Annotated in this window: 12 protein-coding genes and 1 pseudogene; 5 read left to right on the forward strand and 8 right to left on the reverse strand. The window is 67.8% G+C overall.

Annotation, left to right across the window (positions count from 1 at the left end):
• Positions 1-36 precede the first annotated feature (36 nt).
• The 5 genes from OG522_RS01040 to OG522_RS01055 all read right to left on the reverse strand — a co-directional run bounded on the left by OG522_RS01040 (position 37) and on the right by OG522_RS01055 (position 3,635).
• The gene (locus OG522_RS01040) at positions 37-309 is read right to left on the reverse strand and encodes a hypothetical protein (protein ID WP_329461000.1); all 273 of its coding nucleotides are present in this window, start codon (positions 307-309) and stop codon (positions 37-39) included.
• Between the two features lie 317 nt (positions 310-626).
• Positions 627-938, reverse strand: a complete 312-nt coding sequence (locus OG522_RS01045; RefSeq protein ID WP_329461001.1) for a WYL domain-containing protein — start codon at positions 936-938, stop codon at positions 627-629.
• Between the two features lie 272 nt (positions 939-1,210).
• The gene (locus OG522_RS41140; RefSeq protein ID WP_443074641.1) at positions 1,211-1,714 is read right to left on the reverse strand and encodes a VOC family protein; all 504 of its coding nucleotides are present in this window, start codon (positions 1,712-1,714) and stop codon (positions 1,211-1,213) included.
• A 698-nt stretch (positions 1,715-2,412) separates the two neighbouring features.
• A complete protein-coding gene (locus OG522_RS01050; RefSeq protein WP_329461002.1) occupies positions 2,413-3,330 on the reverse strand; it encodes an IS3 family transposase in 918 nt (305 codons plus the stop codon).
• Positions 3,327-3,635: a transposase gene (locus OG522_RS01055; protein WP_329461003.1), complete on the reverse strand. Its 309-nt coding sequence runs from the start codon at positions 3,633-3,635 to the stop codon at positions 3,327-3,329. Before OG522_RS01055 ends, OG522_RS01050 begins: the two co-directional genes overlap by 4 nt.
• Positions 3,636-4,008: 373 nt before the next feature.
• Here OG522_RS01055 and OG522_RS01060 point away from each other — a divergent pair, with 373 nt between their 5' ends.
• From OG522_RS01060 to OG522_RS01080, 5 genes and pseudogenes are all read left to right on the forward strand, one after another.
• Positions 4,009-4,464, forward strand: coding sequence for a hypothetical protein (locus tag OG522_RS01060; protein ID WP_329461004.1), 456 nt, complete (start codon positions 4,009-4,011; stop codon positions 4,462-4,464).
• Positions 4,465-4,514: 50 nt separating this feature from the next.
• The gene (locus tag OG522_RS01065; protein WP_329461005.1) at positions 4,515-5,708 is read left to right on the forward strand and encodes a hypothetical protein; all 1,194 of its coding nucleotides are present in this window, start codon (positions 4,515-4,517) and stop codon (positions 5,706-5,708) included.
• Positions 5,708-5,914 carry a hypothetical protein gene (locus OG522_RS01070; protein WP_329461006.1) on the forward strand — a complete coding sequence of 69 codons (207 nt, stop codon included), beginning with the start codon at positions 5,708-5,710 and terminating at the stop codon, positions 5,912-5,914. The genes OG522_RS01065 and OG522_RS01070 overlap by 1 nt, the downstream gene beginning before the upstream one ends.
• A 1,119-nt stretch (positions 5,915-7,033) precedes the next feature.
• Entirely contained in the window at positions 7,034-7,495 is a 462-nt protein-coding gene (locus OG522_RS01075; protein ID WP_329461007.1) for a hypothetical protein, read from the forward strand.
• A 355-nt stretch (positions 7,496-7,850) separates the two neighbouring features.
• A pseudogene (locus OG522_RS01080) lies at positions 7,851-8,783 on the forward strand (transposase); the annotation flags it as partial.
• Positions 8,784-8,815: 32 nt separating this feature from the next.
• Here OG522_RS01080 and OG522_RS01085 read toward each other — a convergent pair.
• The 3 genes from OG522_RS01085 to OG522_RS01095 all read right to left on the reverse strand — a co-directional run bounded on the left by OG522_RS01085 (position 8,816) and on the right by OG522_RS01095 (position 14,680).
• Complete coding sequence (locus OG522_RS01085) at positions 8,816-10,027, reverse strand: MFS transporter (RefSeq protein ID WP_329461008.1); 1,212 nt, start codon at positions 10,025-10,027, stop codon at positions 8,816-8,818.
• Between the two features lie 201 nt (positions 10,028-10,228).
• Positions 10,229-12,358, reverse strand: a complete 2,130-nt coding sequence (locus OG522_RS41145) for an IS4 family transposase (RefSeq protein WP_443074642.1) — start codon at positions 12,356-12,358, stop codon at positions 10,229-10,231.
• Positions 12,359-13,129: 771 nt separating this feature from the next.
• Positions 13,130-14,680 (reverse strand): FG-GAP-like repeat-containing protein, encoded by a 1,551-nt coding sequence (locus OG522_RS01095; protein WP_329461010.1) that lies wholly within the window; start codon positions 14,678-14,680, stop codon positions 13,130-13,132.
• Positions 14,681-14,700 lie beyond the last annotated feature (20 nt).

Consider the following 14,700-nt stretch of genomic DNA (forward strand, 5'->3'; position numbering starts at 1 on the left):
GGGATCGGCAGCCCTTGACGCAAGACGCCTACGACCTCACCAGCGGTCGATACCCATCGTCTGCGCCGCACTGTGGATGGCGTTGTAGTGCGGGATCGACATGCCGGACTTCTTCTGCTTCGGCGGAAGGTTACGATCCGTGTGCCGGAACTCGTCGCGCGCGGCGGCGAGCAGGCTCGTGCCGTAGCTGACGGGCACGTCGTCCTTTCCGTGAATGGGATGCGACTTGGCCGCCGTCTGACTGCCGGCCTTGGCGGCAGCCGCGCTGGCGGCCGTCCTGGCCGCAGCCGTACGGACGATGAACTGCATACGATTCCTCGCTTACTGGATGAAAAGCGTGCTGAACCTTGCACCTCGAAGCCTGCCGCATGCGGGCAAACGGGGACGAGTACCGCTGGCCGGATCCCGGTGGCCACTCCCCCGCCACGAGGCGGCGATAGGCGCCCCTACGCCTGGTAGGAGGCGGCGGGCATCAAGGCGCCGTAAGTGTCACATCTGTCCGAATTCGGCGTCCTGTGCGGCGGGGGGCGTTGGGTGGGGATCAGGGAGCTGTCACCCATGTCGCTTACGTCGCACGGGAGTTGGGCAGGTCAACTGCCTGGGGGTGGCCCGGCTGAAGTCGGTGGTCAACCAGTGTTCGATGGACTCATCGGGGAAGCCGTGGGCCGATAGGCGCCCGCCGCTGGGGAGATGTCGGTAATCGGCTCCAGCCGGAAGAGGCGCCAGTCGTCCCGGTCGGCACCGAAGGCCACGAGGTACCACGGTCCGGCGCGCGGGCAGTGGCGGTACGGCTCGACCAGGCGGGTCGACACACGGGGCCGTGCCGGCCGACGTACCGGAGCCGGGAACCGGAGCCGATCGTCCGCCGCCACCGCTTCGGCGATCACGCCGACGGTAGCCGCCGCGCCCACCCAGCGGCTGAGTCGGCTCAGATACACCGTTAATGCCCGTCCCGGGCTCAAAGCTCGACCAGATCCTGCCTCGCCGACTGCGTCGTCGCACCGCCGCGACAGACCTCGCCCCGAGGTGTCGCGGCAGCCGGCGCGGCATCACATCGTACGGTGCGCATGCTCGTGCCAAGCCTTTCTGCCAGGTCTCCGGCCTTTCACTCAGCCCCCAACCGCAACAGCGTCAGCATGGTCAGGTCCTGTTCGTCGGGTCGGGGTCCATTCCCGCAGCCCTCCCGAAAAGCTTGAAAAGGAGGACAGCTTCAGGCCGCAAGCCGCCGACAGGCAGGACCCCACTTCATGGGAGCGCCACCTGATGCGGCACCAGCCAATGTTGCGCGGCGGGGGTCGTACGTGCTGATCTCGACCAGGTTTCCATCCGGATCGCGCAAGTATCTGCTGGTAATGAGGCCTTGAGCGCCGGTGCGCGCTACGGGGCCGTCTTCCGCGGTCACTCCGTGGGCGGCGAGAGTGGCCAGGATCTGGTCATGCGGGGTGTCGGTGAGCAGGCACAGGTCGGCACTGCCCGGGGGTGGGGCGCGTGGCGTGTGGGCGAAGTTCGTGGTCGACCCGGCGGAGGTTGATCTTGCTGGTGCCGAAGAACAGCGCGGCGGGCCTTCGCCGAATGTGACCGGATACATGCCCAGGATGCGTTCGCAGGAGCCGATGGTTCGTTCGATGTCGGCGACGGTCCGTACCAGGTGGTCCAAGGCGGTGATCCGGATCGACGGCCCCGCGTCGGGGGCGTACCGTCCGGGCTGCCGCACGCAGGCGCCTCACGCCGCGGTGGAGAGAAGGTCCGCACGCGGCGGTGAACAGCTTGTGCAGGGCGGGTCCGTAGCGGTCGGCCAGCTCGGCGTTGTGGGCCAGCACGTCGAGTTCGTTGGCCGCCGTCACTTCGAGGAAGGCGCGTACGTCCCGCTCCGGTGGGGGTGCTCACGGCCGGTGAAGCTGCCATGAAAGCCACCAGTCGCCCGCTGCCGAGTCGCGGGTATACAACGCCGCGGTCACCGCTCGCGTACAGGTGGAGCCCCACGCCGCGGCCTGTTCGCCGCTCAGTGCGGCGAGAAGGGCGCGCTCGGTGGTGTTCGCCAGGGCTTGACCGAATCCGTCGGTTCCGTACACCGCGTGACCCGATCCCACCGCTTGGCCGAGGGGTAGCGCTCGCGCGGCACGGCGAGGTAGCCGAGGCCGTTGAGCAGCGCAGCCACGAGCGCGTCGCCGAGGACAGGGGCGGTACGCGGTCGAGCGCCTGGTCCAGCGTGGTCTGCTCGACGCAGGGATCGGATCCGTGTTCCCCCATCAGCCGAGGCGATCATGCCTGGCTTCAGGGCCGCAACAAAGTCCGGCCCAGCTCATCCGGGCCGTACGATCACTTGCCCACCACCGGAAACGCAGTTCCTGAGGAGAAGGACGAGCACGCTCATCACCAAATTGAGGTTCCCCCGGCGTGTGGGGGGGCTGATCAGCTGGCCAGTGCGGGTTGACGGGGTTTCAGGTTCGTTCGTTTGGTCGTTGCCTGGTCGGCGTAGTGCTTCTCCTCGAACTCGACGGGGCTGAGGTAGCCGAGCCGTTTTTGGATGCGCCGGGAGTTGTAGAAGCCGTCGATGTACTCGAAGAGCGCGAGGTTGGCCTCGGCGCGGGTGGTGAAGGCGCGTCCGCGGATGCACTCGGTTTTGATGAGCATCCAGAGGTTCTCCGCGAGGGCGTTGTCATACGAGTCGCCGACCGAACCCATGGATGCCTGAACTCCCGCCCGTAGGAGTCGAGTTGTCAGCTTCACGGACGTGTACTGGCAGCCGTGATCGGCATGGTGAATCAACTGTCCTGGCTCTACCTCTCGGGAGGCGAGCGCGTATTCCAGCGTGGTCAGGACCAGGTCGGCGTCCGCGTGGGCGGACGTCTCCCAGGCCACCACCCGACGCGAGAACGCGTCCCGGGTCGCGGACAGCCACAAGGGTCCCTCGCCGGTCGAGATCATCGTCAGGTCGGTGACCCACAGCCGGTTCGGCGCGGGCGCGGTGAAGTCGCGCTCCACCAGGTCCGGGGCGAGGGTGGCCTTCGGGTCGCGGCGTGTGAAGCCCGTGCGGCGCGGGCTGATGCCCGCGATGTCGGCCTGGCGCATCAGGCGCTCGACCCGCTTGCGGCCCACGTGGACGCCCGCGCGTTTCAGTACGGCGTGCACACGCGGGGATCCGTAGACGCCGCCGGCTTCGGCGTGGATCTCCTTGATCTGCTCGGTGAGTTCGGCGTCGCGGCGCACGCGCTCGCATGGCTCGCGCTCGGCACGACGCCGGCGGTAGTAGGTGGAGGAGGCGATGGACAGTTCCCGAAGGACGGGCTCGACCCCCAGGTGAGGGTGCGCGTCGAGAAGCGCCGTCACCTGGGCCGGGTCGGATCGAGCTGGGCCGCGAAAAAAGCGGACGCCGTCCGCAGTACCTCATTGGCCCGCTTGAGCTGGAGGTTCTCCTTCCGCAGCGCCGCGAGCTCAGCACGTTCGCCGGTGGTCAGCCGGTCGTCGCGCTCGCCGGCGTCGGCCTCGGCCTGCCGGATCCAGCCGCGCAGGGCCTCCGGATGCACGCCGAGATCGCCTGCCCGCTTCTTGATCTGGGGCTTCGGCTCGGTGGCGCGGTACATCCACACCGCACGCTCACGCAACTCCAGCGAGTACTTTCTGGGGGCGGCCATGGTCAAAGGTCCTCTCATGAGCCCCATCTGACCCCCTGTCACCATCCTCCGCATCTCGGGGGAACCTCACCCCGGAGCCGGAGGCAACGAAGATCCGTCCACCCTGCCACGGCAGGGCCGCATCTTCAGGCTGTTGAGGCAGGGCTCTGTGCCGCGAGGCCAAGGAGACTGACAAGTACCCCATACATTTCGGTGTTGCCGCCCATGGCTTCGAAGGACGGTCTGTCTCGTCGGCGGGCGTCCTCCGGGCGTCTGATTCCGCGTGGCCGGCGGCGAGTAGGAAGGCAGTACCCCTGCCCTGATCACGCAAGATCGCTTGGTAGTGTCGCCGCGTCGTTTCATCGGTCGTTTGCTACGGGGAGGTGTGCGGTTCATGGCAGGTACTGAGCCGGCAGCAACGGACAGCACGCCGACAGGCCGTCCCGTGGGTGTGGAGCTCAACCAGATGCCGGCCGACGCGGGCGGGGCGACTTTTCCATCAGGGTCGGCCGGGGGCCGAAAAGACTTTGCGTCGAGTCCGGCTCAGAAGGCGGCGGCAGCGCAGGCAATCGAGCAGCACATCGAGCCGGATACCCGTGCATCAGGCGCCTGGGCTGACGAGCAGACCTCAACAGTGGTCAGGGAGTTCGGGGCGAGGAACGGTCACGGCTGGCTGGCTTCAGCCGCACTCGCCAAGGCACACGAGGCCTGGGATGGGCAGGTCAAAAACCTGATGAACAGGCTCGGTTCGGAGAAGGGCGCCCTGCGCAGTACCAACTCCCTGTGGCAGAGAACCGACGTGGGTGTTGGCAGCCAGGTCGGGCCGCCGTCAGCCCTCGACAAGTACTGAACCCTCTCCGCACGGCAACAGGGGAACGCATGCCGACCTACCACGAAATCATGAGCACGGATCTGGCGACGCTCACCAGCGCAGCCGACCGTTGGGACGGCATGGCCAAGGAGTTCGAGAAACGCGAGAAGGCTTACAAGCGGGACGTCCATGGCATCTCCATGGGCACCTCGTGGCAGGGTCTGACCGCCGATGCGGCCAGCCGGCGCTTCGACATCACGCTCCGGGAGTTCCAGTACGCGCAGACCGAGGCGAAAGCCGTCGCATCGCTCCTGCGGGAGGCCCACGCGAACTTCGCCGGCCTCAAGGGCAAGCTGACCGCCGCGAGGCACGAAGCTCTCGAAGCGAAGATGCAGGTCTCGGACCAGGGAGTGGTCACCTACGACTACACGCAGCTGTCCGACGGCGAAAAGACCGCACTGCACCACGACCCGGACTACCAGGAGGGCATACGCAAGGCAGTGGCCTCCTGGCAGGATCGCGTCGACCACCTGGTCAAGGCCATGGGGGACGCCGACTCAGACCTCACCACCGCGCTCAAAGCCGCCGTCGTCGACGCGAACCCCCTGGACGGGACGCTCAACGGATTCAATGGACAGGCAGTCGGCGACATCGGGACCTACGAAAAAGCGGCCAAGAAGGCGGAGGCGGAACGCAAGGCCGAAGCCGACCGTAAGGCCAAGGAGCTCGCCCACAAGGCCGGGACACTGAGGGCACTGGCCCGAGGGGTCAACGGCGCTGCTCGCGGATTCTCCCAGCCCGGCAACCTCGGCAGCAAGCTCATGAGCGCCACCGTGGAGGGGCTAGCGGACGCCACCGGCTTCAACAACACCCAGGGCATCAGCCTCAGTGGCTCACTCGGGTTCGGAATCGGCATCGGCGGAGAGATCTCCCTCGTCAACACCCGGACCCCCGACGGACGATCCCAGATCAACCTCATGTACGCCGGCTCCACCGCCACCGCGGGATGGGACTTCGGAGCGTCCGCCAACGTCGGCATCGTCAAAAGCAACGCCGACGACATCAGCCAGCTCAAAGGCACGGGCTGGGACAAGAGCGGCTCCATCCACCCAGGCGTCGGCCTCTGGGGAAGCCACCAGAACGCCATCGGAACCACCAACTCCAAGGGCGACGACGTCGCAACCTTCGAAGGCGGCCTGGGCCTTGGCCTGGGAGCCGAGATCTCCACTGGCTTCAGCCAGGCCGACGGATGGACTCTGTGGGAACAGAAGAAGGAGAAATGATGTTCTTCGCGGCAATCGGTGCCGTCTTCCTCATCGCCGGCCTGCTCTTCGTGACCAACATCGCGCAGGCCGCCGAACGCGCCTTCCACCTGTACGCGCAGCTCACTCCGCGCGTCGGCACCGCAACGCCCAAAACTCTGCGCATCGTCGGCGCCTTCTGGGTCCCCCTCGGCGCCTTCTTCCTCGCCGTCGGCATCCTGCGGTAACCACCTCACGCACGGCAAGGACCGAACCCCAACCAGACGCCAACTCTTCTACGCAGGAGGACGCCCCGTAGCGCCGCGCCCTCATGACGAGTCGAATGTCCCTCCAGCACTACCTCGGGATGATCGACTTGTCAGCCGTGGTCTTCCCAGTCCGCTGCACAGAACCGGGCCCCGCTGACCGCAGCATCCCCAGCCCGGGCGGCTCGTATGTACATGTTCATTCCGTCTACGCCGAGGTCCCGAGCACCCCATGGCCAGGGCCATCTCATTGTTCTCCGCCCTCTCTGTCAGGGCCGGGCCGTATCAATGGCGCAGACCGTCTTGCCGATGAGATCGATATCTCCGAAGGCGACTTGAGGTCCGGTACGCCCGTGCACAGTCACAGCCCCCAGGACAGGGGATGCCGTCCGGATACCAGTAGCGCGCACTCACCCCGGCCTTGTCGAACCGGTCCGTGCTCAGGATCCATGTCTCGGCCTTCTTGTGCCACCACGAGGCATGGTGCCCTTCGCGGCCGGCCGGGACCTCGTGGTCCAACGCAGCCGCCAGCTGCTGTGGACTCATCCCGAACCGCAACGGACCGACTTGCTCCGAGGGCGTCCACTCCCAGCGTGGCCGATCGCAGTCAGCCGTCACCGGCCAGGACCCGTCGTTGCTCTCCCGCTCCCGGACATCCAACCAGTGGATCACCGGCCCGGCCGCGTACGGATCTTCAGCCTGCTCGGGGCCGACCAGCAGTGCGGACGTGACCATCGTGTCCCTCCGCTCAACGCATCCCTCGGACGACAGCCCCCTGCTCGTCCCCCATGGATACCCCCAGGCCGCGATCTCCGGATCGCCGCTCCAGTTCACCCGCACCGACGCCCCCCTCCCGGCGTGCGAGTCGACACAGACCCGAGCGTGCCGCCGACGGAACCCGGCCGAACGCTAGTCCTGACGGGTTGCCAGTGATGCGCCCGCCCGGCCGTTTCACGGCCGAGGCCACGGGCGTAGGGTGCCGGACGTGATCGAACTGAACTTCCGGACGACGGACCGGAATCGTCCGGCGAAGTCCCACGTTGTGCTGGCACTTGTCGTCCTGCTCGTCGAGGGTTCCGCCCGTTCGTCAAGCTCGGCGCGGTGGGCTTCTCCTGGCTGATGGGCGGAAGCATCGCCCTCCTCGCCCCGCTTCTCCTCATGTCGTCCCGGAGCTGGAGCAGGGTCGGGGCCGACGGAATAACCATCTGTTGGGGACTCGGGCATGGCCACACCTACCCCTGGCACGACATCCGGTGGATCGACGTGCGCGAGACCAAGGGCCAGAACTCGTCGTCGTACGCTGCCCGGATATTTCTGGAGGGCGGACGGCGACGTTCGCTGCCCGGGCTCTACCGCAGCGCCATGAATCCCGCCCCCGACTTCGACGAGCAGTTCCAGCGGGTCGTCAACTGGTGGGAGCTGAGCACGGACCAGACCGCACGGGTCCGGCCCCCGAAGCAGTTCCGGGACCGGCTGACTCCCACCGTGATCGGCCTCCTCACCGTACCCGTAACCGTTGTCCTCGTGGCGGTCGTCGCTCTCGTGATCCACGCGCCGCACTAGGGTCTCTCCCGACCGGGCCTGCGCCGATCCGAGCATGCAGACGATCCAGCCCCGCAGCCCAGCCGTGCACCGCGTCAACCCTGACACCCCCACCCATGACTGGCGCGACGAGCGCGCGGGCAGCCACGTCAACTGCCCTGCAGTTCTTGGGCGGAGGCTCCGGGCGCCCGCTGTCGCCGGCATAGAGGAATACCTCGTACCGGAATACGTGACGGGTACCAGCAGTGCGCACCGACCTCACGCCCTCCGAGACCCCGATTCAGCGAGCGCGGCTAGCTTGACTCTGTCGTGGATCTTGGAGTTGTCCGGTGCGGCAGCGTGATCAGCGGGCATGCTCGGGTAGTTCCGATGACCGATGCAGCTGTCGAGGTGCCCGTTGTCCCTCCGCCCGCGTTCCGGTGAGCAAGTTCCGCCTCTGACCGCGCAGATCGCGCGGGCGAGCAACCCGGGTGGTACGACGGCGATATGGGTGCGCGACCGGCTGGATGGGTTGTGGTGCGACGAGGACTTTGTCGGCTGGTATCCGAGGGATGGGCGTCCGGGGCTTTCGCCTGCTCAACTGGCCACCGTCTGCGTGCTGCAGTTCCTGTTGGGCCTGTCGGACCGGCAGGCCGCCGAGGCGGTTCGCTGCCGCATCGACTTCAAGTATGCGATGGCGATGGAGCTGCATGATCCCGGGTTCCACCACAGTGTGCTGGCAGACTTCCGCGACCGTCTCGCTGCAGACGACCGTGCCGATCGCCTCCTCGACCTCACGCTGGCCCGGCTCAAGGAGGCCGGACTGGTGCGGGAACGCACCACGCAGCGCACAGACTCCACCCAGGTCCTGGCCGCGGTGCGTAACCTGACCCGTCTGGAGTTGATCACCGAGGCGGTCCGCGCCGCGCTCGAAGAAGCCGGCACCTGGCCCGGCATCCATCGCCTCACCGGACGTCCCTGGGTCACCGGAACTTGGCGGGTGATGCTGTCTTCGAGTCCGAAGAGTCGAATACCCGCAGGGGGCAACCGGGGGCCGTTCACCACGTACATGACGGTCGAGCAGACCTTCTGGGGCCTGCACGCCACACTCCGCACCAAGGAGAGCGCCTCGCAGTCGAGCACCGCCACCGTCACAGCCCCGGAGAACTCCGGAATCTTCGAGATCGGGTTCCTGTACGACAACAGGCCCCGGGTGGAGCATCAGCACCGCAGCCCCCGACACGAAGGGGCGTGCCGTATCTCGTTCACCGGCCTCACCCCCCGGGCAGCCACTGGGCACTACTACACCAGCCGGTTCACCGCAGGCGACATGGACTTCACCCTGCTCAACCGCTCCACCGACTACGCCACCTTCGCCGAAGCACAAGCCTCTCCCCGTTCGCACACCGCCGCCGCGATCGCTCCGGCCCCGGCCATTGCGGCGGCGAGCGCGAACACTATGCCCGCCCCCGACCGGTCCAGCACCATACCGGCGACGGCCGAACCCGCGGCGACGCCCAGGTTGTAGGCGGTGTTGACCCACGCCCCCGCCTCCATCTGCGCGTCCCGTACGACCATCGAGTCCACCAGCAGGTACGAGGTGATCAGCATGGTGGCTTCGCACGCCCCGGCGCACAGCAGGGCGACGGCGGCCACCGGGACGAACGTCGCCAGCACCGGCAGGGCGAAGCAGGCCGCTCCGGCGGCGGCGATCAGTGCCAGTCGCCGTGCGAGCGAGGCCTGCCAGGCCCGCCGCCCGTACGCCAGGCCGGCGAGTACCCCGCCGATGGAACACAGCGCCAGCAGCGAGCCGGTCACGCCCGCCCCCCAGGTGGCGATGGCCGCGATCTCTTCCACCGCGATCGCGCACCCGGAGGCGAAGACGACCAGCAGCATGGCGGCGAACCCCGGTGCGCGCAGAGGCCCCTGCGGCGAACGCGTGGTCCTGGTGTCGACTGCGGGGCGTGGCCGGGCGGGAGATCGTCGCAGCGCGGAGGTGAGTGCCGAGAAGCCGACGAGCACCAGTGCGGCGCAGGACGCCAGCGCCGGCGGAGCGGATCCGGCACTGATCAGGATGCCGCCGGTGGCGGGGCCCAGGGCGAAGACGGTCGACTCCGATACGGTGTCCAGGCTGAGTGCGCTCTGCCGCTGGGCCTGGTCGGCTGCGAGCCGGCCCCACAGAGTGCGCATCAGCGGTCCGACTGGCGGCGGGACCACCCCGGCAGCGGCGGCCAGGGTGACGGCGAGCCAGGGCGCGGCACCAGCCGCGCCTGCGGCGGCGATGACGGTAAGCAGGCCTGCGTAGAGGCCGGCCAGCAGCATCAGCGTGCGTGGCCGACGTTCGACGAGCCGCGCGCGTACGGGACCGAGCAGCGCGGCGAGCAGGCCGAAGAGGCCGCTGGCCGTACCGGCGATCGCATAAGAGTCGGTGGCCTGCTTCAGCGTGAGCAGGAGTGGCAGTCCCACCAGCCCGTACGAGAGCCGCGCGAGCATCGAGGCGGCGAACAGGCTGCGGGCATGGGGCAGTGCGAGGATGGCACGATAGGACGCGCCGCCCCGAGAGGGGGGTGACATGGGAATTCTCCGGTTTCAACGCACGGACATGACCGATCGCGGTACCGCCCGGCCGTTTGCGGCGCGGTGCGGTCGATGGTCTGTCAGTGCGGTCCGGAAATCATGGAGGTGACGTTAGCAGCTGGCCCGGTGCGGGTCGTCCACCGGGCTCGAAGAATTGCTCCAAAGCCCCATGCCACGACGACGTCGGGGTGGTCCTGCCTACCGGAGAGCGGAGCCGAGTTGATTCCGCCCCTCGACCCATCGGGTCGGGCACCCCCGCAACCGGTAACCGGCCGCAAGGGTGCTGAACACCGGTGGTGTGTCGGGTCCTTGCCGCCGAATGTCCGTGAGGACCCGACCATGTGCCCCTCCTGGGGTAAGGGGCACGACCTCAACGACTCCACGGCCGCGGTTTGCGGGCAGCGGACTGTAACGGGGCATCGTGCCCACGGTCGCCCCTGGCCTCTCCGCGCATCGGTCGGCCCCGCGGGCCCGGCGGCTGATGGCCGTGCAAGTGCCCACGTTCCGTGCCGCGTTGGAGGGTGGAGAGTTGGTTCGAGGCACTGATGCGGATTCTTGAAAATCACCAGGTCCGCTCTTCGCCTCACTCGGTACAGAGTTCAACGGAGTGGGGAGTATCAACGAGCGAGGCACGCGTTGTCGGACGGGGCCGCCCGCTCGTGGAGTGTGCGGGCCGTTCCGAGTGGTCAAGGGCGCCTGCGGCGTCGCTCCGCAATGCCGAGTAGTTAGGGCCCGGGATCCTCCGTCAAGAGGGTCGGTGCAAGTCTGTAGTGCCCCTGTTTGGGGCGTTCCAGGAAGCCGAGAGTGGCCCATTCGGTGAGTTGGGTTCGTAGGCCGTGGCTGGTGTCTCCGAGTCCGGTTGTGAGTTCGGTGACCGTCCATAGGCGGTCGGGGCGGGTGCGCATCAAGGCGGTCACGCAGGCGCGGCGGGTGCCGGGCTGGGCGAGCTGGGTTCCGGGGCGGCGAGTGTGGAGACTCCGGGGCGGCGGTGGGGCGGGGGGGCGGTTGGATGGTGACGTGGAACTCGATGACGGGGGTGCTTGCCCGGGGACGGGGCAGAGCGCGGTCGCAGGCGATGTAGCGGGAAGTGGGGTGCTTGACGCGGCGGGCGCTGATGCGCGCGCGGCGCGGCGGTAGCCGGTGCCGTTGGACGGCGTGGTGGACGGGGTTGGGGTGGTCATCGGACAGGGGCCCGGTGGTGATGCTGGCGCGGGCGGCTTCCAGGGCAGCGGTGTAGCAGCCTCGGTCGGGGTCGTCGCCGGCGAGGGCGTCGATGATGGCCATGCGTAGGAGCTGGTGGCAGATGAGCATGGCCCACAGTTCCTGTTCGAGTCCGGCGCGGTGGCCGGAGCGGAGCGGGCGTCCGCCCCGGGTGGTGGCGCGGATTTCGCGGTAGCCGGTCTCGATTTCCCAGCGTTCGTGGTAAAGGCGGGCTATGTCACCGGCCGGGTGGCGTACGGGGTCGAGGAGGGTGGTGGCCAGGCGGTAGTCGTGTGTGAGGATTTCGCCGTCGGGGCCGGTGAGAGTGAACCGGGCCTGCACGATGCGCACGGTCAGGGTGCCGAAGGTGCTCAGGAAACTGCCGTCGGGCAGCACGGTGTGCGCGCGAGGAGTTCGCCGAATTGTCATCCGGACCAGGAAATCGGCGCCGGTGGCGTGTACTTCCGCGAGGAAGTCGTTGGCGTCGAAGCCCCGGTCGAGCAGGACCAGCATGCCGGTGGCGAGTCGGTGCAGCAGCGTGCGGGCCAGGTCTCTTTCATCGCACTGGCGGCGGTTTTCGCCGATGCTGGCGCCCAGCAGGCCGCGGGTTCCGGTATCCATCAGCGTCATCACGTTGAGCGCGGGGTAGCCGGCCCAGCCCAGACGCGTGCGGACGCGTCCCAGCCAGGCTCGGTTATCGGCGGTGTCCGGCACGTGCAGTGAGTGACAGCCGTCGAAGGCCACAGTGCGAAGGCCGCGATAGCCCACGCCCGGCATTCCTGGCGATGCCAGCGGAACCGTCAGGACCTCGAACAAGACGCGGAACGGCGTCGGCCCCAACCGGGCCCGCAGATGCCGCAGCGCCGCCGCGGTGGGATGCGTGGCCTGCGTGCCCCACGCGTGGACCAGCTTTTCCCACACCAACACCATCCCCAGGTGCGGGAACAGACCCAAGGCGAGCACGAAGTACACACCGCAGAGGGATGGCAGAAGGCGCAGGCGTTGCTGGAGCCGGCCGGTCTCCGTCAGGACCGCCTCCACCAAATCCGGTGGCAGGTAGGCAGTGAGCGCGCCCAAATGCCCTGGTAAGAAGCGGTCGTCCACAGCGGAAGTCGACGGGTCGGGCACGGCAGGCTGACGGAGCAACGGGACCTCGGTGCAGGTGAGTTCTCGGCAGAGCGATCACGCTAGCCGAGGTCCCGACTCGCATGCTCGTGCCTCTTGACAACGCATCAGCCCTGCTTAACTTCCCGGCATTGCGGCGCTCCGCGCTGGGCTCCGCCCACCCTGGACAACTCAGCCCCGTCCCTGGACCTGGCTGGCTATCGGGCGGCCCCTCCCTTGTGGCGTCCGTCCGCAGGTCAAGTGCCGTATGGGTGGGGAGATCCACTGAGCAGGTGTGGGGTCACCCCCGAGCATGCGGTGGCCGTTTTCAAATAGCGCCATCAGCACTCGGCCATCCGGTCGAAATGGCCGCATGGACAGGGCCTGGTTGGGACGACAGCCCGGGTCCTGGCCGTGGAAGCGGCCGCGGCAGGGCCGGTATTCCCGTGGTCGCGCTTCCAAGTGACCGGCGACGTGTGGGGACGCCCGCAGCCTGTCGTACTTGTGTGCACTTCACTGACCGCTGGTTCAGCGACCCGCCGTTCCTGCGGTCACCAGCGTCAGCAGCCCCGCCGCTACCGAGGGGTGGTCTCCGGGAACGCGTCAGGCCTGCGCAGCCGGATGTCTGTGCAGGCCTGACGGCGTGTATCGATGAGGTTGAGGCATCGGTTCAGCGAGGCCACGGCCGGTGAGTTCCGGGCAAGTAGACTGCGGCCGCCGGGTCGGGCGCATTCCACGGCCGACTACGTCCTCGGGGCCCCGCTGATGGCTATACCTGACGCGCGGGGTGAGCGCTTAGCGGGTCCAGGCGTCCTTGCCGTCGGTGAGGGTGCCGTCGCCGTTGCCCTGGTAGATGGTGAACTTCTGCTGGTTGTTCCAGAGGCTGCCGAGGTCGGTCTTGCCGTTGCCGTCGAAGTCGCCGCCCAGGATGGCCTGGACGCTCTTCCAGCTCTTGTCGGGCCACATGGATGCGCCGTCGCTGAGGCCGCCCTTGCCGTTGCCGTAACGGACCAGTGCTCCGTCGCCGTTGGTGATGACGACGTCGTCGCGGCCGTCGCCGTTGAAGTCACCGGTGGTGAGCTTGGAGGCGACCTTCCAGGACGGGTCCTTCCACATACTCTGCGCGGTGCCGTTCAGCGCACCATCGCCGTTGGTGGAGTACGCGTACAGGTCGCCGGTGGACCAGACGGTGAGCAGGCCGTCGTGGCCCGAGTTGTCCGGCTTGAACCGGGCGATCTGGAGCATGCTGTTCCAGTTGGTGGAGTCCGGCCACATGAGCTTGCCTTCGGCGAGTGTGCCGTCCGACTTTCCGGCATACAGGCGAAGGTGTCCGTCGTTCCAGACGGAGGCGATGTCCATCTGGCCGTCGCCGTTGAAGTCACCGGCCACGATCTTGGTGGCGGCCTTCCAACTGCTGTCGCTCCAGAGCTTGCGCCCGTACTCGAAGGTGCCGTCGCCTCGGGCGGCGAAGGTGTGGAGGGTGCCGTCCTTGAGGACCACCGCCAGGTCGCTGCGGCCGTCGTTGTTGAAGTCACCCGCCGTCATCACCGTAGTGACATTGGGGAGCAGCTTGCTCAACTGCGGCCGGGTGGCAGTGGTGTTGCCGAGCGGCTGGATGAAGGTGCCCAGGTCGTCGACGCGGGTGTCGAGGGCGCTGGTGCGGGTCTCGGCGGGGTCGGTGCCCAGGCAGCCGCCCTGCCAGGAGCGGCTGTTGACCGCCACCAGTTCAAGGGTTCCGTTGACGTTCCGTACCGCGGGTGCGCCGGTGTCGCCCTGGCACAGCACCGCCGCATCCGACCCGTTCAGAGCGACCGAGCCGCCATCGACGGAGGCGACCGTGAAGGTGCCCGAGTGTGGCTTGTTCGGCACCCACTCCGTCTTCGTCCGCCCAAAACCCACCGACTGCAACTGCTCACCAGCAACGGGAGCCGATGTACTCAGCTTGATGGGCTTGGCGTTGGCTATCGGCCAGGCCAGTTGCACCAGCGCTACATCCCGGTCCGGATGCACGTTCACGTATGCGGCGTCCACCACGCTGCCGGCCGCCGCCCCCAGGTCGGGACGGCCCACCGTGACCGTCGTCCGCACCACGGGCTTGCCGGACTTCGCCGGCAGACCACCATCAGCGAAACAACTCGCCGCCGTCATCACCCACTGCGCCTCGACCAACGCGCCGGAGCAGGCTTGTTTGTCACCGAAGTTCAGCTTGACGGTGTAGCCAAGGTCGCTCTCCCTGGCATCGGTGCCCGAGAGGGCACCAGCAGGATTGGCGGAGATGAGACCCGTCGCCATGGAGAGCGCAAACAGGCCAGTGAGCCACGCGATACGTGGACTCTTTCCAGACATGATGGTCCTTATGAATGGTT

Source organism: Streptomyces sp. NBC_01431 (assembly GCF_036231355.1).
Lineage (GTDB): Bacteria > Actinomycetota > Actinomycetes > Streptomycetales > Streptomycetaceae > Streptomyces.